This is a genomic window from Pseudorhizobium endolithicum, from assembly GCF_902153245.2.
Taxonomy (GTDB): domain Bacteria; phylum Pseudomonadota; class Alphaproteobacteria; order Rhizobiales; family Rhizobiaceae; genus Neorhizobium; species Neorhizobium endolithicum.
Genome location: NZ_CABFWF030000012.1, coordinates 129,166 through 153,906, shown reverse-complemented (window position 1 = coordinate 153,906; position 24,741 = coordinate 129,166). Strand labels below are relative to the sequence as shown.

At 62.8% G+C, this 24,741-nt stretch carries 26 protein-coding genes; 14 read left to right on the top strand and 12 right to left on the bottom strand.

The window, feature by feature from the left end; genetic code table 11:
* The first annotated feature begins 126 nt into the window (after positions 1-126).
* The 4 genes from RTCK_RS10565 (at position 127) to RTCK_RS10550 (ending at position 5,007) form a co-directional block, all read left to right on the top strand.
* Complete coding sequence (locus RTCK_RS10565; protein ID WP_235988664.1) at positions 127-1,506, top strand: glycosyltransferase family 4 protein; 1,380 nt, start codon at positions 127-129, stop codon at positions 1,504-1,506.
* A complete protein-coding gene (locus RTCK_RS10560; RefSeq protein ID WP_142592776.1) occupies positions 1,503-2,570 on the top strand; it encodes a glycosyltransferase in 1,068 nt (355 codons plus the stop codon). Before RTCK_RS10565 ends, RTCK_RS10560 begins: the two co-directional genes overlap by 4 nt.
* On the top strand, positions 2,497-4,671 hold the full coding sequence (locus tag RTCK_RS10555; RefSeq protein WP_142592775.1) for a glycoside hydrolase: 2,175 nt from the start codon (positions 2,497-2,499) through the stop codon (positions 4,669-4,671). Before RTCK_RS10560 ends, RTCK_RS10555 begins: the two co-directional genes overlap by 74 nt.
* A gap of 111 nt (positions 4,672-4,782) precedes the next feature.
* Positions 4,783-5,007 (top strand): hypothetical protein, encoded by a 225-nt coding sequence (locus RTCK_RS10550; protein WP_142592774.1) that lies wholly within the window; start codon positions 4,783-4,785, stop codon positions 5,005-5,007.
* Positions 5,008-5,132: 125 nt separating this feature from the next.
* Here the strand turns inward: RTCK_RS10550 and RTCK_RS10545 are convergent, their stop codons facing one another.
* Together RTCK_RS10545 and RTCK_RS10540 are read right to left on the bottom strand one after the other, a co-directional pair.
* Complete coding sequence (locus tag RTCK_RS10545) at positions 5,133-5,339, bottom strand: hypothetical protein (RefSeq protein ID WP_142592773.1); 207 nt, start codon at positions 5,337-5,339, stop codon at positions 5,133-5,135.
* Between the two features lie 14 nt (positions 5,340-5,353).
* Complete coding sequence (locus RTCK_RS10540) at positions 5,354-5,854, bottom strand: ferritin-like domain-containing protein (protein ID WP_185928005.1); 501 nt, start codon at positions 5,852-5,854, stop codon at positions 5,354-5,356.
* A 146-nt stretch (positions 5,855-6,000) separates the two neighbouring features.
* Here RTCK_RS10540 and RTCK_RS10535 point away from each other — a divergent pair, with 146 nt between their 5' ends.
* Positions 6,001-6,198, top strand: a complete 198-nt coding sequence (locus RTCK_RS10535) for a hypothetical protein (protein ID WP_142519593.1) — start codon at positions 6,001-6,003, stop codon at positions 6,196-6,198.
* Between the two features lie 295 nt (positions 6,199-6,493).
* The gene (locus tag RTCK_RS10530) at positions 6,494-7,990 is read left to right on the top strand and encodes a phospholipase D-like domain-containing protein (RefSeq protein ID WP_235988663.1); all 1,497 of its coding nucleotides are present in this window, start codon (positions 6,494-6,496) and stop codon (positions 7,988-7,990) included.
* Here the strand turns inward: RTCK_RS10530 and RTCK_RS10525 are convergent.
* A complete protein-coding gene (locus RTCK_RS10525) occupies positions 7,970-8,914 on the bottom strand; it encodes a lysylphosphatidylglycerol synthase domain-containing protein (RefSeq protein WP_142592770.1) in 945 nt (314 codons plus the stop codon). The two genes, RTCK_RS10530 and RTCK_RS10525, sit on opposite strands and share 21 nt — an antisense overlap.
* Before the next feature lie 62 nt (positions 8,915-8,976).
* Here RTCK_RS10525 and RTCK_RS10520 point away from each other — a divergent pair, with 62 nt between their 5' ends.
* Positions 8,977-9,741, top strand: coding sequence for an endonuclease/exonuclease/phosphatase family protein (locus tag RTCK_RS10520; protein ID WP_235988662.1), 765 nt, complete (start codon positions 8,977-8,979; stop codon positions 9,739-9,741).
* A gap of 13 nt (positions 9,742-9,754) precedes the next feature.
* Here the strand turns inward: RTCK_RS10520 and RTCK_RS10515 are convergent, their stop codons facing one another.
* Genes RTCK_RS10515 through RTCK_RS10505 form a run of 3 tightly spaced genes read right to left on the bottom strand, consistent with a single transcriptional unit; the run spans position 9,755 to position 10,514 of the window.
* Positions 9,755-9,997, bottom strand: coding sequence for a hypothetical protein (locus RTCK_RS10515; protein WP_142592769.1), 243 nt, complete (start codon positions 9,995-9,997; stop codon positions 9,755-9,757).
* Between the two features lie 18 nt (positions 9,998-10,015).
* Positions 10,016-10,222, bottom strand: a complete 207-nt coding sequence (locus RTCK_RS10510; protein WP_142592768.1) for a hypothetical protein — start codon at positions 10,220-10,222, stop codon at positions 10,016-10,018.
* 22 nt (positions 10,223-10,244) lie between these two features.
* Entirely contained in the window at positions 10,245-10,514 is a 270-nt protein-coding gene (locus RTCK_RS10505; protein ID WP_142592767.1) for a hypothetical protein, read from the bottom strand.
* A 300-nt stretch (positions 10,515-10,814) separates the two neighbouring features.
* Between RTCK_RS10505 and RTCK_RS10500 the strand changes: the two genes are divergently transcribed.
* The 5 genes from RTCK_RS10500 (at position 10,815) to RTCK_RS10480 (ending at position 16,733) form a co-directional block, all read left to right on the top strand.
* Complete coding sequence (locus RTCK_RS10500; RefSeq protein WP_142593107.1) at positions 10,815-12,230, top strand: cytochrome ubiquinol oxidase subunit I; 1,416 nt, start codon at positions 10,815-10,817, stop codon at positions 12,228-12,230.
* On the top strand, positions 12,220-13,224 hold the full coding sequence (gene cydB, locus RTCK_RS10495; protein ID WP_142592766.1) for a cytochrome d ubiquinol oxidase subunit II: 1,005 nt from the start codon (positions 12,220-12,222) through the stop codon (positions 13,222-13,224). Before RTCK_RS10500 ends, cydB begins: the two co-directional genes overlap by 11 nt.
* A 285-nt stretch (positions 13,225-13,509) precedes the next feature.
* Complete coding sequence (locus RTCK_RS10490; protein ID WP_211181454.1) at positions 13,510-14,751, top strand: MFS transporter; 1,242 nt, start codon at positions 13,510-13,512, stop codon at positions 14,749-14,751.
* Positions 14,752-14,878: 127 nt separating this feature from the next.
* Positions 14,879-15,508 (top strand): TetR family transcriptional regulator C-terminal domain-containing protein, encoded by a 630-nt coding sequence (locus RTCK_RS10485; protein ID WP_142519586.1) that lies wholly within the window; start codon positions 14,879-14,881, stop codon positions 15,506-15,508.
* Between the two features lie 25 nt (positions 15,509-15,533).
* Complete coding sequence (locus RTCK_RS10480; RefSeq protein ID WP_142592765.1) at positions 15,534-16,733, top strand: pyridoxal phosphate-dependent aminotransferase; 1,200 nt, start codon at positions 15,534-15,536, stop codon at positions 16,731-16,733.
* A 6-nt stretch (positions 16,734-16,739) separates the two neighbouring features.
* On the opposite strand, the gene RTCK_RS10475 is transcribed toward RTCK_RS10480, so the two are convergent.
* Both RTCK_RS10475 and RTCK_RS10470 read right to left on the bottom strand, forming a co-directional pair.
* Entirely contained in the window at positions 16,740-18,029 is a 1,290-nt protein-coding gene (locus RTCK_RS10475; protein ID WP_142592764.1) for a DUF763 domain-containing protein, read from the bottom strand.
* Positions 18,030-18,088: 59 nt separating this feature from the next.
* On the bottom strand, positions 18,089-19,270 hold the full coding sequence (locus tag RTCK_RS10470) for an aminotransferase (protein ID WP_142593105.1): 1,182 nt from the start codon (positions 19,268-19,270) through the stop codon (positions 18,089-18,091).
* A 109-nt stretch (positions 19,271-19,379) separates the two neighbouring features.
* Between RTCK_RS10470 and RTCK_RS10465 the strand changes: the two genes are divergently transcribed.
* Positions 19,380-20,042, top strand: coding sequence for a sulfite oxidase-like oxidoreductase (locus RTCK_RS10465; protein ID WP_142592763.1), 663 nt, complete (start codon positions 19,380-19,382; stop codon positions 20,040-20,042).
* 13 nt (positions 20,043-20,055) lie between these two features.
* On the opposite strand, the gene mmsB is transcribed toward RTCK_RS10465, so the two are convergent.
* From mmsB to modB, 4 genes are all read right to left on the bottom strand, one after another.
* Positions 20,056-20,940, bottom strand: coding sequence for a 3-hydroxyisobutyrate dehydrogenase (mmsB, locus tag RTCK_RS10460; RefSeq protein ID WP_142592762.1), 885 nt, complete (start codon positions 20,938-20,940; stop codon positions 20,056-20,058).
* Between the two features lie 59 nt (positions 20,941-20,999).
* Positions 21,000-22,145, bottom strand: coding sequence for an isobutyryl-CoA dehydrogenase (locus tag RTCK_RS10455; protein WP_142592761.1), 1,146 nt, complete (start codon positions 22,143-22,145; stop codon positions 21,000-21,002).
* A gap of 108 nt (positions 22,146-22,253) precedes the next feature.
* A complete protein-coding gene (gene modC, locus RTCK_RS10450; RefSeq protein WP_142592760.1) occupies positions 22,254-23,324 on the bottom strand; it encodes a molybdenum ABC transporter ATP-binding protein in 1,071 nt (356 codons plus the stop codon).
* A complete protein-coding gene (gene modB / locus RTCK_RS10445) occupies positions 23,324-24,022 on the bottom strand; it encodes a molybdate ABC transporter permease subunit (RefSeq protein WP_142592759.1) in 699 nt (232 codons plus the stop codon). The genes modC and modB overlap by 1 nt, the downstream gene beginning before the upstream one ends.
* 139 nt (positions 24,023-24,161) lie before the next feature.
* Between modB and RTCK_RS10440 the strand changes: the two genes are divergently transcribed.
* Positions 24,162-24,677: a ferritin-like domain-containing protein gene (locus RTCK_RS10440; RefSeq protein WP_142519577.1), complete on the top strand. Its 516-nt coding sequence runs from the start codon at positions 24,162-24,164 to the stop codon at positions 24,675-24,677.
* Positions 24,678-24,741 lie beyond the last annotated feature (64 nt).

Below are 24,741 nucleotides of genomic sequence, written 5' to 3'. Positions count from 1 at the left end.
GACACTTAATTCCCCCATCCTGTGCCACACAGGCACAGGATCATTAGAATTTTATCATCCGGATTTGCAAAGCGGGAATATCCTGTCGGTAGAACGGGACCGGAAATGATTTCTGGACCGGACCCCATGATCGACAAGATGCTGCACCTGGAGACGACGAAGAAGCGCCCGCAGGTACAGCCCCGTGCAATTGCGCCTCCCCCCCTCGACAGTTCCCTTGATCCCGTCCGCGAGGATGACGCCGAACCGTACCGGCAGCAGAAAGAAAGCGGGGCGCTTCGCGTGGTTGCCGCAGAGGCGCCGGACCTTGCACCGTTACCCCTATCGGAAGTTCTTTTTCCGACCGATGGAACGCAAAAGGCAGCCAACGCAGGACGGCACGTCATGATGCTTGGCCTTCGGGGCGTTCCGGATATCCAAGGTGGCGTCGAGCGCCACGTGGAGATGCTCGCTCAGGAGCTTATCCGCGGCGGCTGGCGGGTCGAGGTCATCGGCCGGAGTCCTTATCTACGATCGCAAACGGATGCCATCTGGAAAGGCATCCTCGTCACGCCGCTCTGGGCGCCGCGGTCGATGATGCTGGAAGCGTTCGTCCATACGTTTGCCGGTGTCGTCTACGCCGCCTTCAAGAGGCCGGACATCCTGCATATCCATGCCATCGGTCCTGGTCTTTTCACACCCCTCGCACGCGTCTTCGGCTTGAAGGTCGTCACCACCCATCACGGCTATGACTACGACCGCGAGAAATGGGGGCCTCTGGCGAAGAGAGTTCTGCGGCTCGGGGAGCGACTGGCCGTTCAGACGTCGAATGCCGCCATCGCCGTCTCGCGTGATGTGAAGGCAAGCATGAGGCGTCGCTACGCTCGAGACCTCGCGCATGTGCCGAACGGCGTCGGGGTGCGGCCGGCGACGGCCATGCCGGATATGCTGGAACGCTTCGGCCTCGAACGCCGCCGGTATATCGTGATGGTAGCCCGGATCGTGCCGGAAAAGCGCCAGATGGACTTGATCGCGGCCTTTGCAAGGCTTCCGCAGGCCGGTTGGAAGCTCGCGATTGTCGGGGACGCAGACCATCGCAGCCGCTATTTCAACGAGGTGGAGGCCTTCGCCAATGCCGTACCGGGCGTGGTGATGACCGGTTTTCAGAGCGGCGAAGCCCTCGCGGCCCTGTATTCGCAGGCCGGGCTCTTCGTTCTTCCTTCCCTGCACGAAGGCATGCCCATTTCCCTGCTCGAGGCCTTGAGCTACGGCCTGCCGGTTCTGGCAAGCGACATTCCCGCAAATCACGAGGTGGAACTCCCGCCGGAGGACTATTTCCCTCCCGGCGACATAGAAGCCCTTGCCGCCGCGCTGCGCCGGAAACTGGCAGAGCCGTTCGAGGAGCCTCGGGCCCTGTCTCGCATCCGCCATGTCGAAAGGAACTACACCTGGTCGTCGATCGCGAGAACGACCGCCGATGTCTACCGCTCCGTTCTGGAGGCACGAACCGGCAAGAGGTCCCATTGAACGTCTCCATCATCATCAAGACGCTGAACGAAGAGAAACGGATAGCGCAGACGATAGAAGCGGCGCTGGCTGCGCTGTCGGTGACGACAGGCGAGATCATCCTAGCCGATAGCGGGTCGTCCGACCGCACGATAGAGATCGCCTCAGGCTATCCTGTGCGGATCGTCCAGATCATGCCCCCGGCGCAGCCGAGCTGCGGCATCGGCCCGCAACTCGGGTACCAGTATTCAACGGGGCGCTACGTCTGCCTGATCGACGGCGACATGGAGCTGGAACCGGATTTCCTCCAGGAAGCCATAGGATATCTCGATGATCATCCACGGGCGGCGGGGGTGACGGGGCATGTCGAGGAGAAGATGCTCGACAACCTCGAATACGCCCGGCGGGTCGGACGCAATCCGCCGGAGCTGCGGGTCGGTGACATCGACCGGATGAACGGCGGGGGTGTCTACCGGCGCTCGGCCATCGAGGGCATCGGCTACTTTACCGACCGCAACCTACACTGCCACGAGGAGTTCGACCTCGGCGTAAGATTGCGCCATGCCGGCTGGAGCCTCCACCGGCTCGACCGGCGTTTCGTTTCCCACTACGGGCACTCCGTCAATGCCTACAGCCTGCTGGTTCGCCGTTGGAAGACCAAATACCTGTTCGGGATCGGTGAGGTACTGCGGGCTTCCATGGGCCAGCCCTACCTGAAACAGGTTCTGGGCGGCCTGCCCGAACTGAGGCTATGGGCAGCTGTAGCCTGCTGGATGCTGTTGTCGGTGGCGCTTCTTCTGTTCATTCCCCAGAAGCTGGCCGCCGTTTTCGTGGTGTCTTTGCTGGCCGGGTGCGTGGTCGGGCTGGTATCCATTCGCAAGGCAAGCCTGCGGATGGGGATCTACACGGTGGTCGCCTGGCTTTTTCACACGGCCGCCCTGCCGTTCGGATATTTCAGGCCGCGACTGGATCCGCGCCTGTGGGTCGAAAGCCGTGAGGTAGGAGGACGGGATGCGGAAGACGCTGTGGCTGATGGGCCTGCTGACGGTCATCACATGCCAGAACCACGCTACCGCCTCGGATGATTGGCTCCCGGTCCGCGAAACCGACCTCTCCATTCAAACCGGAAGCCCGCTCGACTTCTCTCGGTTCTTGCGAAACCGGCCGATCGACGGCGCCGGGGCGCGGCTGACTGTCGGTGACGGCGGTCATCTGGCGAGGCAGGCTTCGCCGACAGGAAAAGAAGTCTTTCACTGTGCATCGCTTGCCTGGAGCCCGGCTTCCGGCGGTTTTCCCGATCACGCCACCGCGGATGTCTACGCACGTCAGCTAGCGATGCGTGGCTACAACATCGCGCGTTTTCATTTCCTCGACGCCAGTCTGATGATGGGCCGCCGCCGGGACTTCGACCTCGATCCGGAGACGTTGGATCGGGTGCACTATCTGATGGCTGCGTTGAAGCGGAACGGCATCTACTGGATGGTGGACGGCTTGACCTCTTGGCGTGGAGGCCACGGCGGCTTCGACGACCGGTGGGGTCCGGCGCCGGGGTTGAAACTGGAGATGCATTACGACGACCGGGCATTCGAACACTGGCGCCAGCTTGTCACGGAGATGCTGACCAGGGTCAACCCGTATACCGGCACTGCACCCATCCATGATGAAGCCCTCGGCCTGCTGATCCTGGCCAATGAGGGCGGCATGGAATTCGAGACGGTCGTTCATGAAATTCCGGGGCGGCCTCACTATCCCAGCAGCCTGAAGCAGCCGTTCAACACGTGGCTTCAACAGCAGTACAGAACCACCGCGGAGTTGCGCGAAGCCTGGGGAGACCTGCAGCCCTCGGAGCGGCTAGAGGCGGGGAGCATCGAGCTGCCGCGCGACAGGTACCTCGACACGCCGCGCATGCGTGACCTCCAAGCCTACTTCATCCACAGCGAACAGGCGTTGCTGCGGAGAATGACGGACATCCTCCGCGGCCTTGGCTACAAGGGGCTGATAAGTTCCTACAACAACTGGCCCACCGTCCAGACAGCGCTGACGCGATCGGAGCTCCAGGCGGTCGCCATGAACACCTACCACGACGGTGTCAACGGGTATGAGCCGGGCTCATCCATCAAGGATGATAGCGCAATTTCAGGGGCCGCCGCCTACCTTCGGGCCGCCGCGGCAGCTCGGTGGCTGGGCAAGCCGTTCGCGATCAGCGAATACGACCACGTGTTCTGGAACCGTCACCGCTACGAAGGCGGGCTGGTCATACCCGCCTATGCAGCCCTCCAAGGCTGGGACATCCTCTGCCGGCACGGCCATGGGCCGATCGCGCTGCGATACGGCGAACCATTCCCACACAAGCGGGGCATGTTGCCCTATGCCATTGCTCTTGACCCGGTCGCCCGGGCTGGAGAAACGCTGGCCGCTCTTCTTTTCAGACGAGGCGATGTTTCCGCCGCCACCAACACCATTCCCTTTGCAATGCGTGGGCTGGACGACCTCGACGGCGACATGCAGGCGAGGGAGCCGGACGACCTGACCTCGCTGGCGCTGGTCTCCGCCATCGGCCTTCGCCGCGGCAACGGCCTGCGGGCTCCCCACGCCGTGGACCAGCCGCGCAGTTCCGAGAAAGGGCGGGACATGATCGCCGCCTTGAAGACCGCCGGTCTTCTTTCCGCGGCCAATCGCACCGACCTCGCCAAAGGCATCTTCGAGAGCGACACGGGCCAGCTTGAGCTGGATACGGAAAACAGTCTCCTAAAGATCGTCACACCCCGCACCGAAGCGATCGCATTCTCGTCCCTCCCCTCGCCGGCGGCTCTCGACATCCTCCATGTCGAGAGCGCCCAGGGTAGCGGCCTGCTGGCCCTCTCTGCCATCGATCAGACACCTTCCCTGCTCGACAGCAAGCGAATGCTGCTGGTCTACGCCACCGATGCACGCAGTACCAGGATGCGCTTCCGCGACCCGGAAGAGAAGGTGATCGAGGATTTCGGAACGTTGCCGGTGCGCATCCGTCCAGGGAGCGTCAGGCTTGCCCTGGCTGGCCGCTCCGGCCGGTGGAGGATTTCGCCCGTGGGGCTGGATGGCGTCGTGCACCCTCCACTATACCGCGGGAGCGGGCCTGTCCGGCTGGACATGAGCAACGAGACGCCTCACGGCCCCACGACCTTTTTTCTCCTGGAAATCGAATAGATTCCGCCGCCGCAAGGATCAAATTCCCCCCACTGCGGTTTGGAGTCTGCCGGGCGATCCACCGCCTGGGACCTGCGGCGCACCGCAGACGAAAGAGAAGGAGAAAAAGCTATGGCGAATGCGAGTTCGAGGCACATGGGCGCAGGTGCGCAGGGCAAGTCCGACGGCAGCGGGGCGATGACAGATATCGACAAGGATATGCTTCCCGAAAACATGGTGCTGTCCAACCGGGACAAGTCGCAGCATTCGCGCGAACGTGGGCTCGACAGCAAGGCTGTGCAGACCGAACAGTTCCATGACCACGGGGCCAATCATCTGCAGGACGACGATCAATAACGTCTGCGTGAGATTCTTGAACAGATGCGATAAGACCTTCCGCCGCCCTTGCAAGCGGTGGCGGAAGGAGTAGGCTGGCCTCTCTCAATTTAGGAAGCGACGGGACTACCGTCCCCTGCTCCGGATCACGGAGGCCGCCAATGAATCACGATGGATACGCCGATACATTCGAACCGCAAGAGCTTGCCTGCATACAGAGGCTGTTCAGCGGCGCCTGCGCCGAACGCGGGTTGAGCAATCGCGGCGACGCCGCCAACGATCTCGCCGCCCGCATATTCGAACTTTATAGACAGGGTGTCCGGGAAGAGAAGGACCTTCGTTTCCACCTCCATGGGTAGTGCGATCTTCAGCGCTTGGCCTGCAGCTCACGCTCATCCCGGAGGAGGTAGAGGCGGGTCGTCTCGCCAAGATTGTCTGCCAGCCAATCGGCCATGGCTATCTCTTCCTGCAGTATCTGCTCGAACACCGATTTCGCCCCCGCCTCGCCGAGCTCGTCCGCGGTAGCGATGAGAACGCGGTAGGCTGCGATTTCAATGTGCTCGAAGGAGTAGGCCGCCATGGCCCCTTTGACCACCTCATCCGAAGTCAGCGCGCCTCCGAAACCTTGAGCCGTTGCAGCCAACCTGCCTGTGAAACCCTTCAGGCGCGAGACCTTGGCCGCCGGCGTCGCATCCAGCAGGTCCTGCAGCAGCCGCACATGGCCCTTGGTCTCTACGATATGCTGCTCAATCCGCGCCTTCAGGTCTGGATAGCTCTGGATACGTTTCGCCTGCGCGGTAAGCATGGCAAGGGCCTGCTCCTCCATGGCATGGGCATCCCGGAGCCATGCTGCCAAATGATCCATCATATGCGTCACGGTCTTCTCCTGAATGCAAGCCTGCTGCAGTTCCGTGCCTTGAACGCCACGCCGATCCGACCGGTTCCGGCTTTCAAGGGAACTTTGGGCCGTGCGGCCGGTTCTTCATGCGACCGATGTAAGAACCAGGGAAAAAGATGCGCAACTCCAACCAGGCCAAGGCATTGATCGGCGCAGCCGTCGTAGTCGTTCTCATGGTGATCGCAGGCTATTTCCTGCAATCCTCGCTGCAAACGGCGGAAATCGCCGAGCCTGAACCCACCGACACAGTGCAGGATCTTCCGGCTGGCCGCGCCACCGGCAACGAACAGCCGACGGGTGCGGTCGAAAACTAGGACTTTCCGGCCACCCCGGAACCTGATGGAGGACGAATTGCCCGATCCGAGAGAACCGCGCGAAAGGCCGCCAGTCCCGACTCCGGACCTGAACCCGGAGCCGGCTATCGACGAGCCGGAGCCGGACAGGCTGCCAGATGAAACTCCAACCCCGAACCCCGACGAGACACGCAACCCACCCGCCTATGCTTGACTAGGCCCTGTCTAGCACCCAGCAATATGCAGCCTGCTTCGGAACAAGCGGAAGGATCCGTGCGTTCATCCGCGATCGCAAGCAAGGGGTGTGCAGGTGGACGTGACGACGACCGCTTATTCGTCAGAAGACAGTTTCCAGGTCAATCCGATCATAAAGCCCGGCCGTAACGCCTGGCGTAGCGCCCGTGCCGAGAAGGCGGCCTTTCTGATCGACGGCGCCGATTACTTCCGCCGGCTGGACCAGGTGCTGGGACAAGCCCGGCGATCGATCTTCATCATCGGATGGGATTTCAATCCGACGATCCGGTTAAGGCCGGAAGACCCCGATTGCCCAACCATGGGCGACCGTCTAAGGGCGCTGGTGGAAGCACAGCCCGACCTTCACATCCGTCTGCTGGTCTGGGGCATGGGGCCCGTCTATTCCGGAAAAAGCCTGAAGATATTCGGGAAGATGGAATGGAGCGACCACCCCCGGATTATGCTGAAGTTCGACTTCAAACACCCGCTCCGCGCAAGTCACCACCAGAAGCTCGTCGTGATCGACGACCGGACCGCCTTCCTCGGCGGCATCGATCTCACGGCGAGACGGTGGGACGACCGGACGCACAGGCCGGACAATCCGCTCCGGAAATCCACCGACGGGACGTCCTATGGCCCGGTTCATGACGTCCAGAGCATCGTCGCCGGGGCGGCGGCCGCTCTCGTCGGCGATGTGGCAAGGCGCCGCTGGCGCAAGCTGACGGGCGAGACGCTTCCGCCGGAGCGACGGATCGAGGGGCCGACACCCTGGCCCGAGGACCTGCCTCCGGCCCTGACGAACTGCCACACGGCACTCGCCCTGACGGAAGCCTGGAAATGGAAAGGCCGCCGCGGCCACCGGGAAGCGATCCGTCTCACCCACGACGCCCTGCGGTCTGCGGAGCGCCACCTGTATATCGAGACGCAGTATCTCGCCTCGTTCGGCGTCGCGAGAACGCTGGCGAAGCGGCTCAAGGAACGAAATGGCCCCGAGATCGTGGTGATCGTCACGCGCGAGTCGCACGGCTTTCTTGAGCAACTGATGATGGGGAGGAATCGTAACCGCCTGATCCGTCGTCTGAAGCGGGCGGATCGCTATGATCGGCTTAGGGTCTTCTATGCCGTTGCGCCCGACGGCAAGGGTGGAGAAAGGGAAATCGTGGTCCACTCGAAGGTGATCATCGTGGACGACCGCTTCGTGCGCGTCGGCTCATCCAACCTCAACAACCGTTCCGAGGGATTGGACACCGAGTGCGATCTGGCAATCGAGACCCGTTCGGTGGAAGGCCGCGAGGCAATCCGGCTGGTTCGTGACGACCTGCTCGCCGAACATCTGGATGCATCACCGGAGAGCGTATCCGCACTGGTTGCGCAGACCGGCTCGATGATTGCAGCGATCGAGAGGCTGAACACCTCCATGCGAGGCCTTCGCCCCTTCGACGTCGATCCTCGGACGGGCGATACCGAGTCCCTGTTGGGCACCGGCATCATCGATCCGAAGCAGCCCTTCTGGCCGGTCAGGCCCATGCTGGTCTTCGTAAAACGGGCATTTTCTCGCCTAACCCGCCGGCGGTCCTGAAGTGGCCGGCGGCGGTTGCCGACGGAAATAGGCCTCGCTCGCAATCAGAGTAGGCACCCCTACCAGAAGCGGAACGAAGAAGTAGAGCACCCGGAAAACGACGAGCGCGCCGATCGAGGCGCTCGACGGCAGGATCCCGAGGATCGTCGCTTCCAGGACCCCGAGACCACCGGGAACATGACTGATCAAGGCTGCGATGTTGGCTGTGACATAGGCGGTCGCCACGGTCAGGTAGTCCACGTCGGACAGGGCCAGCATGAGTTGATGGATGCAGCCGGCGACGCAGGCGAAATTCAGCGTACCGATGATAATCTGCGCGACCGCAAGACGTAGCGGAGGCGGATCGAACCGCCAGCGATGCAGCACGATCGGGCGCTTCACGTGCCAGCATATCACCACGTAACCTAGTGGAACCAGCCAGCATGTCGCCCCCAGCAGGAGCGTCATGGGACCACTCAAGTCGAGGAGATTTCCTCCCTCGCCGCGGGATGCCAGCAGCGCCACGCCGGCCAGGGTGACAAGGCCGAGCCCGACCGTGAAGCCGCAAAAGACGATGACCTTCGCCACCTGTTCGCCCGTCAACCCCCACCGCGAATAGAAGCGGTAGCGGACGGCACCGCTGCTTAAGGCGGCCATTCCGACATTATGGCCGATGGAAAGGCTCGTGAAGGACGCGACCGCGGTCCGGCGATAGGCAAGCGGTTTTCCCGCATAGCGGACGGCCAGCCAGTCGAAGCCTGTCAGGCAGATGTAGGAAGCGATCACGAAGGCGAAAGCGAAGCCGAGTCTGTGGCGGCCGATCGCCATGACCGACTCCTCGATCTCCTCGATCGAGTAGCGGCCCAGGCTGCGATAGACGAGCAGGACGGCGACACCGATCGCAATGACGATGAGCAACTGGAAAACCCGGCGCCACGTGATCATCTTCCCCCCTTCTCTCGACGGTAACGAGGGAACGAAAGCAAGCGAAACGGGTTCCCCGCCTCATGTCAGACATCGCGCACCCACCGCCCGCCCGGCAGGAAATGATCCTCAAGGTTCTCAGCTACAATGTCCACAGTTGCATCGGCACCGACCGCCAGCTGAATTGCGGCCGGGTGGCCGAGGTCATCGCCAGCGTGGCACCCGATGTCATCGGGCTGCAGGAACTGGATGTGGGGAGGCGGCGCACGGGCGGCGCGGACCAGGCGCACGTCATCGCGTCGCTTCTGCAGATGGATTTCCATTTTCACGCGGCTCTTCATGTGGCGGAGGAGCGATATGGCGACGCAATCCTGACGTCGTTGCCGATGAAGCTCGTGAAGGCCGGAATGCTGCCGTCATCGGGCGAGCAAAGGGGAGCGCTCTGGACAGAAGTCACGATCGGAGGAAAGCCGATCCAGATATTCAACACCCATCTCGGCTTACGCCGGCAGGATCGTGTAACCCAGATGAGGACGCTGCTCGGACCGTCCTGGCTGGATGGCCCGGCGGGAGACGGTCAGCCGCTGATTTTGCTCGGCGATCTGAACTCCATCGGGCGATCGGCGGCATACCGCCTGGTTTCCCGACATATGAAGGATGTCCAGTCCTCGACGGGAAAAGTCTTACGCCCCACCTTCCCCTCTCGCTATCCTCTGATGCGCCTGGACCATATCTTCGTTTCCGACAATATCGAGGTCCTGGATGCGGAGGTAATCTCCACCCCTCTCGCGCGAAGGGCATCCGACCACCTTCCCCTGCTCGCAACCATACGCATTCCGGGAGCCTGACCGACGCACACGCCTAGGAGCCGCTGCCCTTGTTGTGCTCGCTTTCCTGGTTGACGCCGCGGACGATCGACGGATCGTCCGTCATCGAAAGTTCGGCCGTGCGCATGTTGAGGTTGTCTCCCTTCCGGAAGGCCTCGCGCGCGGCCTCGCTCCGATTCAGATCCGCGCGTGCATCGAAGCTCTCGTCGGCATTCGCGGTGTTCTCGCGCTTCTCGATGATATTGCGCTGCTGCTGGTGGGTCTTGTTGCCTTGCATGACTTGCCTCGCTTCCTCTTACTTGTTGGTGCGGCCCCGCTGGTTCGGATCGATGCCGCCGGTGGGCAGCGTGTCGTTCATCACGTCACCTTCCTCGGTGTTTGTTCCGACAGCGTCGTCCTCTCCGGAATATCTCGAGGTACCTTTCGACTGCCCTATGCCGGGATCCGACTCCAAGTCGGCATCTGATGGGCGATCTGGGCGGAGATGCTTGCTCGTGGGCATTGGGGCCTCCTTCGGCTGAACGTCAATGTTTGGTGCGGGAGACGAACTTGTTGAAGCGGCTGGTTTTCCCGCCAGACGTTTCCTCCTGATAGAGGAAGGCGAGCTTGCTCTTGTCGAACACCTCGAAGAAGTCGTCCCACCCGATTTCCTCGAGCGCCTCCTCAGGCTCGCCGAAGTCGACCCGCAGGATACCGCCCTCGCCGGAAGACTTTACCCGCGCGGGATGTCCGCCTCGCTCTTCGATCCAGTTCCGAATTTCCTGGTGATCGGTGGTTTCGATCGATTTGCTCATGATTGCCTCCTGATTCTTCAGATCAGAACCGGGGCTATCGAGGATTGTTCCGCAGGAAAAATGTGGAGGATCGACCGGGAACAATTCGACAGCCGCCGGGTTGAGGCCTCGTCGAATGCCTCGTCAGGGCAGCCGACAGCGTCATAAGTACCCTCCCCACCTCGGCGCCTCCTCAGGAGGCGCTTCTTTTTTGCATCGGGGTTCTAAGTGGGACAATCTGTCTTCATTGACGTTGGTCCGTCCTAACCCATCTTCCTCCGTGTCTCTACGACCGCCCGAGAAGAGAGAGGAATGGACGCGATGTTCGAGAACTTCGACGCCACGCTTCTGGCCCGGTTCCAGTTTGCCTTCACCGTGTCGTTCCACATCATCTTTCCCGCATTCTCGATCGGACTGGCGAGCTATCTGGCGGTTCTCGAAGCGCTATGGCTGCGAACGAAGCAGGACGTCTATCTGGAATTGTTCGACTTCTGGAAGACGATCTTTGCGGTCACCTTCGGCATGGGCGTCGTGTCCGGCATCGTCATGTCCTATCAGTTCGGAACGAACTGGAGCGTGTTCTCCGACAAGGCCGGCCCGGTGATCGGACCGCTGATGGGCTACGAGGTGCTGTCCGCCTTCTTCCTGGAAGCAGGCTTTCTGGGCGTGATGCTGTTCGGGCGAAACCGCGTCGGCCCAAGCCTGCATTTCTTCGCCACCCTTATGGTCGCTTTCGGCACGCTGATGTCCGCAACATGGATCCTGGCGGTGAACTCCTGGATGCAGACGCCCACCGGTTTCGCCATCAACGAGGTTGGCCAGTTCGTGCCGGCGGACTGGTGGGCGGTGATCTTCAATCCCTCCTTCCCCTACCGGCTGGTGCACATGGTCCTCGCCGCCTACCTGACCACTGCCCTCGTGGTCGGAGCCGTCGGCGCTTTGCATCTTCTCCGCCGCACCTCTCCGCTGCGGGCCGGCACGATGTTCTCGATGGCGATGTGGATGCTCACATTGGTGGCCCCGATCCAGATCGTCGCCGGGGATATGCACGGTCTCAACACGCTCGAACACCAGCCGGTGAAGGTCATGGCCATGGAGGGGCACTACGAAAGCCACTCCGATGGAGCGCCCCTCATCCTGTTCGGGCTCCCGAACCCCGAGGAGAAGCGGATCGACTATGCGATCGAAATCCCGAAACTTTCCAGCCTGATCCTGAAGCACGATCGCAACGCACCGTTGGCCGGCTTGGACACGGTGCCGGAGGAACTGCACCCGCCGGTCCCAATCGTCTTCTGGTCGTTCCGCGTCATGATCCTGATCGGCTTCTCCATGCTGGGTCTCGGGGTCTGGAGCCTCTATTGCCGCTGGCGCGGCACGCTTTACCGGAACGAGTGGTTGCATAGGGTGGCGATCGTCATGGGCCCGGCCGGCTTCGTGGCTGTCCTTGCGGGATGGATCACAACGGAGGTCGGGCGGCAGCCCTTCACGATCTACGGCCATCTGCTGACGGCGGATTCCGTATCTCCCATCTCAGCACCGGCCGTCGGCGCGTCGCTGGTCGCATTCATCATCGTCTATTTCCTGATCTTCGGCGCAGGGACATTCTACCTCCTTCGCCTCATGTCACGCCTGCCCCGCGATCCCATGGGAGATCTGGACGAGGGCCCGATCAGGACCGCCGGCATTACCCCTGCCCCGCAGGCCACCAAACACGAAGGTGCCCGCCATGGAACTTGATCTCGCTTTCATCTGGGCCGCGATCATCGCCTTCGCCGTCCTCGCCTATGTGATCCTGGACGGCTTTGATCTCGGCGTCGGCATCCTGTTCCCCTTCTTCTCAGAAAAGCGCGAGAAGGACGTGATGATGAACAGCGTCGCGCCCGTCTGGGACGGCAACGAAACGTGGCTGGTGCTGGGCGGCGGCGGGCTTCTGGCCGTTTTCCCTCTGGCCTATGCAACGATCCTGCCGGCGCTTTACGCCCCGATCATCGCAATGCTGCTCGGCCTGATCTTCCGGGGGGTCGCTTTCGAGTACCGCTGGCGCACCACGAGGGGCGAGTATCTCTGGAACTGGGCGTTCGCCGGCGGCTCGATGGTCGCAGCTTTCGCCCAGGGCGTCGCGCTCGGCGCCCTGGTTCAGGGCATTCCGGTGGAGAACCGGGCCTATGCCGGGGGATGGTGGGACTGGCTCACTCCCTTTTCCCTTGCCACGGGGCTAGCCATCCTGGTGGGCTACGCCCTGCTGGGCGCAACCTGGCTCGTCATGAAAACCACCGGAGAACTTGCCGAACGGGCCAGGCGGTACGCCTACAGCGCGGCGCTCGGGACACTGGTTGCCATGGGCGTCGTCAGCCTCTGGACGCCGTTCCTGGAGCCGACCTATCTGCAGCGCTGGTTCGGCTGGCCGACGGCCGCCTTCAGCATCATCGTCCCGGTGCTGGTAGCCGGCTGTTTCCTTGCGTTGGTCAACGGCCTGCGGACCCAGCACGACAGCCGGCCCTTTCTCGCCTCGCTCGGGCTCTTCGTGCTCGGCTATGCGGGCATCGGCATCAGCTTCTATCCCTATATCGTCCCCACCTCGGTCACGATTTGGGACGCCGCAGCGCCGGATGAAAGCCTCGCCTTCCTTCTCGTCGGCGCCCTGATTCTCGTCCCGCTGATCCTCGCTTACACCGGCTATGCCTATTGGGTGTTCCGCGGCAAGGTGGATCCGGAAGAAGGATATCACTGATGGCCGAGCCGGGCACCTTGCGCCGGATATTCTGGTTTGTCGGACTATGGCTGGCAGGCGTCCTAGCCGTGGGTGTCCTGGGCTTGATCATCAAGTTCTGGCTCGGCGGCTAGAGAGCTTCCCCCGACGTCGATGCGCCGCCGGACGGATGCGTGCCCCCGTTCGGGACGCTCCGGCCCGAAGTGGGCTGGACGTCATCGGCAGGGAAGATACAGTTGAGCCAGGAGAGGAGTGCAGCAGTCCGTGACCGGACCGTAGCTGCACGCCCGGCTGGAGGACTGAGGATTGGCGGCGGAATCGACTCCCTCGCTGGAAAGCGAAACCCTTGGAAAGTGGACGACCTTCACGATACTCTGCCTTGCAGTCGTTCTGTCTTTTTCCACATGGTTCTCCGCAACCGCAATCGCCCCCGATCTCAGCCGGGCATGGGGCCTTTCGCCGGCAGCAGCGGCCTGGCTCACCAACGGCGTCCAGATCGGCTTTGTTCTGGGAGCGCTGCTCGCAAGCCTGTTCAACCTGCCGGACCTGATCCGGATGAACCGGCTGATGGCCGGTTCATCCGCACTCGCGGCTGTCTCGAACGGCCTCCTGCTGCTGGAACCGGGACCTGCATGGGCCGTCCTGTGCCGGGTGATGACGGGCTTTGCCCTCGCAGGTGTCTATCCATCGGCCCTGAAGCTCGTATCGACCTGGTTCGTCCAGGGCCGCGGCCTTGCCTTCGCCGGTGTCATCGGCGCGATAACGGCCGGTTCATCCATGCCGCACCTGTTCCGTGGCGTCATGGCCGGAGTCGCATGGCAGCAGGTCGTCATCCTGTCCAGCGCGGCCGCCTTCGGCAGCATGCTCATCTTCCTCGTATGCGTGCGTGAAGGCCCGTTCCCCTATGGCAAGGCGGTGTTCGACCCACGGCAGATCGGGCGGGTACTTCGGGATCGTAACGTCGCCCTCGTGAATATCGGCTATCTAGGGCATATGTGGGAGCTCTATGCGATGTGGGCCTGGCTGCTCGCCTATATTACCGCCGCCTTTGAGGCCGGCAGCTATGGCACGGCTGCGCAGGCCTCGCTTCTCACCTTCGCGGCAGTGGCCATCGGCGTGGCCGGCTGCCTCGCAGGCGGTATCCTGTCCGACCGGATCGGACGCACGGCTACAACCGCGGGCATGATGATCGTCTCGGGAACCTGCGCCCTGTTGATCGGCTTTGTTTTCGAGGGTCCGCCATGGCTTCTGGTGCTCCTCGTCATCATCTGGGGCGTTACCATCATCGGTGATTCCGCCCAGTTCTCCGCTGCGGTCACCGAACTTGCCGATCGCAATTATATCGGCACGGCACTCTCCCTCCAGATGGGCATGGGGTTTGCCCTCACGATCGCAATGATATGGATACTGCCACGGTTGGCGCAAGTGCTGGGCGGTTGGCAGTGGACCTTTTCGATCCTCGCTATCGGCCCTTTCGTCGGCGCTGCCGCAATGCTGCGGTTGCGCCGCCTTCCCGCGGCAGCGAAATTGGCCGATGGCCGCCGCTGATGCAGCGAACATACTGGCGGCTTGCAAGTTGTTATCCGGACGTATAACAACAGACGGAAAGCGGAATGAAAGGCAATGCGGCGGACGCTCGCATCCCGCAGATCGCAGCATATCCAGCAAGGACAGAATGAACACGCGCCGCAGTTACCACCGTGCCAGCGAGACGGAGCGCCGTGAGGAACTGATCGCCGCAACCCTCGACTGCATCGCCGAGGCCGGCATCCAGGGTGCCACCGTCCGCGAGATCGCCGCACGCGCCGGCGTGACGCCGGGCCTGATTCGCCACTACTTCAACACGAAGGATCAGATGCTGCAGGCGGCCTACCGGCAGTTGATGAGCGGGATTACCGAGACGACGACATCGGCCGCCGAGGGAACCGATGCCCGCACCCGGCTTCGGCGCTTCATCGTCGCCAACGTCACGCCCCCGGTCACCGACAGCCGGACGCTGTCCCTGTGGGCAGCCTTCATCAGCCACATACCGCTTGATCCCGCATTCGCAGCCATCCACCGGGAAAGCTACCTGACCTTCCTCGGCGAGACCGAGAAACTGTTGATGGACTTCTTCCGGGAATGCGGCCGACAGGTGCCTTCGCGGGAATGCCGTTTTCAAGCGATCGCGCTCAACGGCCTGATCGACGGACTGTGGCTCGAAGGCACCCTTGCGCCGGACATGTTCAAGGATCAGGAAATCGCAGAAACAGCCATCATTTCCGTAGAAGCACTGCTGAGGCTTTCCCGGGGTGAACTGTCTTAAGATTGTGACCAGCAAAGGACCAGACATGCGTTATGCCTCCATCACCGACCGACTGGCAGATCTCGGCTCCGGCCGCTGGGCCGTCCATATCGCCGCCCGCCGGATGAAGGAGGAGGGGGCAGACATCATCGAGCTCACCATCGGCGAGCCGGATGTCGCTCCCGATAAGGCCCTGCTGGATGAAGCCGCGCGATCCATGCATTCCGGCCGGATCAAGTATTCGAACGGACGAGGCGAGGCATCCGTGCTCAAGGCGCTCGTGGAGAAGTATTCTGCCCGCCGACAGGGTGTGACGGAAGAGAATTTCCTCTGCTTTCCCGGTACGCAGACGGCCCTTTATGCCGTGATGACGGGACTTGTGGAAACGGGCGATGCGGTTCTCGTCGGCGATCCCCTCTATGCCACCTATGAAGGCGTCATCTCGTCCACCGGCGCGCATCCGGTAATGGTTCCGTTGCGTCCGGAGAAGCGGTTCCACATGCAGGCAGACGACCTCGAGCGTGCCGTGACGCCGCAATCGCGCGTCGTCATGCTGAACACCCCCCACAATCCCACGGGCGCCGTTCTGACGGCCGAGGAGATTGCCGCTATCGGCGAAGTTTGCCGCAGGCACGACCTCTGGATCGTCTGCGACGAGGTCTACGAACAACTCGTGTTCGACAACGTCACCTTCGCGTCTCCGTTCGACATGCCGGAACTGGCGGAACGGACGATCGTGGTTTCCTCCATTTCGAAATCCCATGCCGCCCCCGGCTTCCGCAGCGGCTGGGCGGCCGGTCCTGCCGAATTCTGCCGCAGATTGCTGCCGGTCTCCGAAACCATGCTGTTCGGAGTGCAACCCTTCATCGCTGACATGACGGCGTTGGCGCTCTCCCGCGACTTCCACATGGCTCCGACGATGCGTGCGAACTACCGCCGTCGCGCCGTCCTCGCGGAGGAGGCCTTGGCAGGCGATAATCTGGTGAGGCCTATGCTGCCGGAAGGCGGCATGTTCATCCTGCTCGACGTCTCCGCCACCGGCCTGACCGGCCTGGACTTCGCATGGGAACTGCTTCGCCAGGAGAAGGTCGCGGTAATGCCGGGAGTGTCATTCGGAGAGCAGGCGAGCGGCTTTCTTCGCATATCCCTGACGGTGCCGGACGACGTCCTTCTCGTGGCGATGAAGCGCATCTCCGATCTGGCTCACCGACTGACGGCGCCCGCCGGCCGGCGCGCCACCGCCTGATCGGATCTACGGCCGGCTGGAGGAGGATCGGCGACGGCCACCGTTACCGCCTCCGGCGCCCTCCGGCCCGGATGAAGTTTCCCAGCCGAACACGCTGCGTCCGCCGAGGGCTGGCGAGGCACGAAACTCGCCTGCGACGATCTCTTTGAGATCGGGCCCCGTCGCATAGCGTTCCAGTTGGCGCGCCTGGTCGTCGAGGCGTTTGAGTGCCTGCAGTTCCTCCTCCCGCCCAAGCCTGCCCTTGCCGACCGCCGACTTCATCACCCTGATCGTCTCGTCATAGACCTGGAGGGGCACCGGGAAAGGATGGCGGTCCTTTCCGCCGTGGGCGAGTGAGAAACGCGCCGGATCGGAAAAACGACACGGCGCACCGTGCACGACCTCCGCCACCATGGCGAGCGCCTTGACCGTGCGGGCGCCCACTCCGGGTACCAGGAGCAATTGCTCGAAATCCGCCGGTCCCCTGTCTGCGGCGGCCGCCAGGGTTCCGTGAAGGCGCTTCATGTTCACGTCGCTTTCCCGCACGTCGTGATGCGCGGGCATGACCAGATGCGGCAGCATGGGCTGAGCCCGCTCCACCGGTCCGCGACCTTCCAGCGCAATCACCTCGGAGACGATCCTGTCGGGGCCGAGCGAGGCGAGCAGGTCGAGTTGAACGGAGCGGGAGGCGTGCGCCCGGTGGTCCGCCAGGTTGATGATCTCCCCCTGCCCCCGCCCTTCGATCGCGGCGTGGGGAGAATCAAGAAAGCCCTCCAGGCCTTCCGACAGCCAATGGTAACGACGGGCCTGGCGCCTGTCGCCGTTCATGCCCTGCTGCACCACCACCCACTTGCCGTCGTCGGTGACGATGAAGCCGTGCAGGTAGAGATCGAAGCCGTCCTGGACAGCGGCGCTGTCGACCTTCGCCACCAGCCGGCTCGTGCCGGCCAGGGCACCGCCGTCGATGCCGACGCGGTTGCTGATCGCCGCCAGTTCCTCCGGCGTCTTGCGGGAATGCTGGCCGCGCCCGCCGCAGACATGGATGCCGAGTTCCCGCGAGAGCGGTGCCAGGCCGCGTTTGAGCGACCCGATGACGCTCGTGGTGATGCCGGATGAATGCCAGTCCATCCCCATGACGGCACCGAACGACTGGAACCAGAACGGATGCGCCATGCGCCGCAGGAACTCGTCACGCCCGTAGTGGTGAACGATCGCCTCGGTGATCAACGCACCGAGACGCGTCATTCGCTGGCCGAGCCACGGTGGCACTCGTCCGCCGTGAAGGGGAAGGTCGGCGCTGCCTGATCTCTGTGCCATGTCATGAGCCGATGTTTCGGATCGGACGCATATAGCAGCCTTAGGAGAACTAAACAGGATTATTCGGAACGAAGGCTATCGAACTCCCGAAGCCGATCCCCGAGCGTCATGATGGTGCCCACGTCGGCATTGGCGAAGGCGAAGCGCAGGTAGTGCTGCTGGCCTTCCCCGAAATAGTCTCCGGGAATGCAGAGGATCCCTGCCTGCTTCGCAAGACGCTCGGCCACCGCAGCGGATTCCAGCGACTGGAACGGATGGCGGACGAAGGCAAAATAGGCTCCGACCGCATCCACCCGCCAGTCCGGCACCGTCGCCATAACGGCTTTCAACGCCTCCGCACGGCGCACGATCTCCCGGCGGTTCTCCTCGCGCCAGTCCGCAAGCAGCGGGAGAGCCTTGGCGACGGCGGCCTGAGCCGCACGGGGAGCACAGATCTGCAGGTTGTCCATAACCTTGGCGACCTGTTCGACGACTTTGGGGCCGGCCGTAATGGCTCCGAGCCGATGGCCGGGAATGCAGAAGGATTTCGAAAAGCTGTAGAGACCGATCAGCCGGTCCTGCCAGCCCTTCTGCGCAAAGAGACCGTGCGGAGGCCGGCCGGCCTCCGGCAGGAAATCGCGGTAGGTCTCGTCGAGGATCAGCCAGATGTCCTTGTCGCGGCAGAGTTCGAAAATCCGCAGCAGCAGATCCGGCGGATAAACGGCGCCGGTCGGATTGTTCGGCGACACCAGCGCCAGGGCCCGGACCTCTGCCGTGACGGCAGCGGCGAGGGCTTCCACCCGCGGAACGAAGCCGTCCTCCGGATGGCAGGAGACGGTCCGCATCTTCACGCCCATCATCGCCAGCGTGGTGTCGTGGTTGAAATAGAAGGGATTGGTCATGAGTACAGTCTGGCCGGGGCCGGCCACTGCCATGATCGCGCTGACGAACGCTTCGTTGCAGCCCGAGGTGATGTGCATGTTATCGGGCGTTAGCGCGACACCATAAATCTGGCTCACATGCGCGGCATAGGCGCTGCGAAGGCCGGAATCGCCTTCGATCGGCCCGTAGCCGCAATAGGCGGTCGATGAAGCCATCTCGCCCAGCAGGGACAGCATGTGAGGATGTGGCGGATAGCCTGGAACGGCTTGCGACAGGTCGATCAGCGGTCCGCGCGAGCCGTCATACGACCTGCCCCAGGCGAAGACGGATGGAACTGGCGGCGGAGCAAGTCTTTCTACGAGAGGATTGAAGGCGGGCATAGACATTCCAAGGATGGCGCTCCGATACGGCGCGCGGCATTTGATCTGCCCACTCATTTACCAGAATATCGCCGCTGGCAAGGACGAGATCGCCACGAAAGGACAGGTTATGGCCGACGAGCCCACTCCCGAGGACACCAAGCTCACACGTACAAAGCGACAATGGGCGGATGAGGGCCGCTTTCTCACAGGCAGGGTCTCACGCTCCGAAACGGAACGGCTGCCGCCGGGGCAGCACCTGGTGAAGAACTGGCCGGTGCTCGACCTCGGCCAGCAACCGCAGGTCTCGGCTGCGCAGTGGCGGCTGGAGGTCAGCGGTCTCGTCGACAATGCCCGCACCTTCGACTGGAGCGAATTTCTGGAGCTGCCGCAGGCAGAAACCCGTTCCGATATCCACTGCGTGACCACCTGGTCGCGCTACGACAACCGGTGGACCGGCGTTTCCACCCGCGATCTTCTCCAAGTCGTCCGTCCGAAGGCGGAGGCCGCCGCCGTGATGCTGACGAGCTATGACGGCTATACTACCAACCTGTTGCTGTCCGATTTCGCCGCCGAGGATGCAATGCTCGTCCACCGTTGGCAGGGGGAGCCGCTGAGCCTGGAGCATGGCGGCCCGGTGCGGCTCGTCGTGCCGCACCTCTACTTCTGGAAGAGCGCGAAGTGGCTCAATCGGATCGAATTCCTCTCGGCCGACCGGGCAGGTTTCTGGGAACAGAACGGCTACCATATGCGTGGCGACCCTTGGGCGGAGGAGCGCTATTCCGACGATTGAACCGGCGCCTTTGCTAACGTTTCTCCCGCAGGAAGTTGATCAGCCCCGAAAAGTCGTCGCCGCCGTGGCCGAGTGCGCTGAACCGCTCATAGAGGTCTGCCGCATGCGCACCCATTTCGGTGGTTGCGCCTGCCGCCCCGGCAGCCTCCTGCGACAGCTTGAGGTCCTTCAGCATCAGCGCGGCGGCAAAGCCGGGCTTGTAGCCGTTGTTGGCCGGCGAGGTCGGCACCGGCCCCGGAACGGGGCAGTAGGTATTGATAGACCAGCATTGGCCGGAAGAGGTGGAGGCGACGTCGAACAGGGCCTGATGCGAAAGCCCGAGTTTCTCTCCAAGGACGAACGCCTCGCAGACACCCGCCATGGTGATGCCTAGGATCATGTTGTTGCAGATCTTGGCGGCCTGCCCTGCTCCGGCATCGCCGCAATGGACGATCTTCTTGCCCATCTTCTGCAGCACCGCCTCGCCGCGGGCAAAAGCCTCGGCAGCACCGCCGACCATGAAGGTCAGCGTACCGGCGGCCGCACCTCCGGTACCGCCCGAGACCGGTGCATCGAGCGAGAGGCAGCTTGCCTCCTTGGCCAGGACATGGGCTTGCCGGGCGCTATCGACGTCGATGGTCGAGCAGTCGATCAGCAGCGTTCCCGGTTGCACGGCAGCGGTGATTTCCTTCCAGACGGAAATCACATGCTTGCCCGCAGGCAGCATCGTCACCACCACGTCCGCATCCTTCACCGCATCCACTGCACCGGCAACGACCGTGACCCCGTTGGCCGTCGCCGCCTCGCACGATTCCGGGGAGAGGTCGAAACCCTTCACGCCGTAACCGGCTTTCACCAGGTTGGCGGCCATCGGCCCGCCCATGTTGCCCAGTCCGATGAATGCGAGATTGCTTGCCATGTTTTCCTCCCATGAACGGACGGAGTTACGGTTGCCGCCCGGATGCCATTGCTATGATTTCAGGACGAGCGCGCGAGGATCGAGCGGGCGACGATGACGTTCATGATCTCGTTCGTGCCCTCCAGAATCTGGTGCACCCTGAGGTCGCGCACGATCTTCTCGATCCCGTAATCTGCGAGGTAGCCGTAGCCGCCATGCAACTGCAGCGCGCTGTTGGCCACCTCGAAGCAACGGTCCGTCACCAGACGTTTGGCCATCGCGCACAGCGTCGTCGCATCATCCGCCTTCGCCTCCAGGGCTGTTGCGGCGCGCCAGAGGAAGGTCCGGCACATTTCGAGGTTTGCTGCCATGTCCGCCAGCGAAAACTGCAGGGCCTGGAATGCGGTCAGCGGCTGGCCGAAGGCCTTCCTCTCCTTCATGTAGGCCAGCGCCCTGTCGAACGCGGCCTGGGCGCCGCCCAGTGAAGCGGCAGCGATGTTCAACCGCCCGCCGTCGAGCCCTGCCATCGCGATCCTGAAGCCGTCCCCTTCCTCCCCCAGCCGGTTGGCGACCGGAACCCGTACTCCATCAAGAATGACGGCGCGCGTCGGCTGTGCGTGCCAGCCCATCTTCCGCTCGTTGGCGCCAAAGGAAAGGCCGGGCGTGTCTGCGGGAACGACCAGCGTGGAAATGCCCTTCGGGCCGTCCTCGCCCGTTCGCACCATGATGACGTAGAGGTCGGAGGCACCGGCACCGGAGATAAACTGTTTCTCGCCGGTCACCACGTAGTGGTCGCCGTCCCGCACCGCTTTGGTCTTGAGGGCCGCAGCGTCGGACCCGGATGCTGGCTCGGTGAGGCAATAGCTCGACAGCATGTCCATGGTAACGAGGCCTGGCAGCCAGCGCCGGCGCTGTTCGTCGCTGCCGAAACGGTCGATCATCCAGGCACACATGTTGTGGATGGATATGTAGGACGCAACCGCCGGGCATCCGCTCGCCAGCGCCTCGATGATGAGTGCCGATTCGACGCGGCCGAGACCTGATCCACCGACATCCTCGCGTATGTAGATCCCTCCCATCCCAAGCCTTCCGGCCTTGCGAATGGTGTCGACCGGAAAGTGCTTGTTCTGGTCCCACTCGAGAGCGAACGGGGTGATCTCCTCATCAGCGAAATCCTGCGCCATCTGCCGTATGGCGGCCTGCTCTTCGTCGAGCACGAAATCCATGGACATTCCTCCCCTGGCTCCTCCACCAAGCTCCGGACGGATTTTGCACAAGCGGAGGGAATGCGCCAGCACGTCTCGAACCTAATCTGCGATTTGCCGATGGACCCTTCAGCGCGCCAGCGCCACCGACTTGACGACGGCATAGACCGGCCGGCCCGCAATGAGACCCAGGCGCTCGCAGGAAAAGGCCGTGACGCGGGCGAATATCTGTGCGTCACCACTGGCGATGCAAACTCTGACGACGCCGCTGCCCTCATCCTCCAGCGTCGAGATGACCCCCTCGAAGACGTTGAGGGCGCTGAGACCGACCGGCATGACAGTGGCGATCATCACGTCCCTCTCCGGGATGTGAAGCCGGACAGATTGCCCCTCATGAAGTGCCGGATCGGAAACGGCCACCAGAAGGCCGTCCGCGGCCACCGTAGCCAGGCCGTGCTGCCCGTCGACCGACCGGACGATACCGGCGAGGATGCTGCCGCTTTCCCGGCGCTCGTGGGCCGACAGCAGTTTCCCCTTGAGAACCTCGGAAGGCGTTCCTATCGCGGCGACACGCCCGCCCGCCATGATCGCGACCCGATCGGCAAGGCGCCCCACCTCGGCCACCGAATGACTGACATAGACGATCGGAATATCCGTTTCGTTGCGCAACCTTTCCAGATAGGGAAGTATCTCCCCCTTGCGCTCCTCGTCCAGCGAAGCAAGCGGCTCGTCCATGAGCAGCAGTTGGGGCGAGGCCAGCAGGGCGCGGCCGATGGCAACCCGCTGGCGCTCCCCGCCCGAGAGATTGGCCGGTGCACGGTCCAGCAAGGGCGCGATCCCGAGCAACTCCACCACCCGGTCGTAATCCTCACGGTCGCGTGCAGGGGGTGAAAACCACCGGCCATATCCGAGATTTCCCCTTACGCTCAGATGCGGGAACAGCCGCGCCTCCTGGAAAACATAGCCGAAGCGACGCTTGTGAGGCGGCACGAATATGCTCCGCTCCGTGTCCAGCAGCACCGTCTCGTCGAAGACGACCCGGCCCCACTGAGGTCTGGCAAGTCCTGCAATGACCCGCATCAGCGACGTCTTGCCGGAGCCCGACCGGCCGAACAAAGCGGTCACACCACCGTCGGCGGCGATGGATGCATCGAGATGGAAGGCCCCGAGCGATTGTCTCACCTCGACGAACAGCCTCATCACGCGTCCACCCGCCGGGCGGCCAGTCGCGCCAGCCATTCCGATGCGAGAAGGGCCGCAAAGGAGATGACGATGGCGACCACGGTAAGACGCAATGCACCCGCGTCTCCCCCTGGAACCTGGGTCAGCACATAGATGGCCGCTGAAAGCGTCTGGGTTTCTCCGGGAATATTGGAGACGAAGGTGATCGTGGCGCCGAACTCTCCCATGGCCTTCGCAAACGCCAGGATTGTTCCTGCCACTATTCCCGGCAGCGTCAGGGGCAATGTGACCGTGAGGAAAACCCATAGAGGCGCGGCCCCGAGCGTTCCTGCCGCCTCCTCCAGCTTCTGATCGACTGCCTCCATCGAAAGACGGATCGACCGGACCATCAGGGGAAATCCCATGATGGCACTGGCCAAGGCGGCCCCCGTCCAGCGGAACGAGAAGCTGATTGCGAACCAGTCGTAGAGGAACTGCCCGACCGCGCCGCGGCGCCCGAATGTGAGGAGCAGCAGGAAGCCGGTGACCACGGGCGGCAGGATCAGCGGCAGATGCACGATGCCGTTCACCAGCGATTTTCCCCAGAACCGACCGCGGGCCAGGAGATAGGCCACGGCTATCCCCACGGGCAGGCTGCAGAGCGTCGCGACCGTTGCAACCTTCAGGCTCAACCGGACTGCGACCCATTCCTCTTCGCTCAGTACCAACCAGTCCACGCCATCCCCCAACCAAGGCTAACTGGATAAACCGGCCAGATGAGAAAATCCATCGGCCCGCAGGACATCGACGTCCCGGAACTTTCAGCTGTGCCGAGGGTTCCTGTGCCGGCACATCAACCTTTGAATGGAGAAGGAAATGGCTGATACCAGCGCAACCCGCGAAATCTTCGTGACCGGCTTGAAGAACGCCCACGCGATGGAAAACCAGGCTTTGTCGATCATGAAGCCGCAGGTCTCGCGGATCGAGAACTACCCCGAGGTCGCACGGCGGCTGGAGGAGCACATTCGGGAAACCGAAGGGCAGATCGCCCGTCTGGAGGAACTGCTCCAGCAACTGGATGAAAGCCATTCCTCCATGAAGGACATGGCTCTTTCGTTTACCGGCGCCATGGCGGCCATGGGCCATACCATGGCGGGCGACGAAATCCTCAAGAACTCCTTCGCCAACTTCGCTTTCGAAAACTTCGAGATCGCCGCCTACAAGTCGCTCCTTACGGTGGCCGAACTCGGAGGCTTCCCCTTCGCCACGTCTGCGTTGCAGACCAACCTGCAGGAAGAGCAGAACATGGCGAGATGGCTCGACGACAACCTGCGCACAGTTACCATGCGCTTCGCCAATCTGCGCGAAGCGGGCGAAAGCGCTAAGGTCTGAATACTGCAGTGCTGGCAGCCTGATCAATAACCTGAACGGCAGCCCCTCCGGGCCTGCCGTTCCG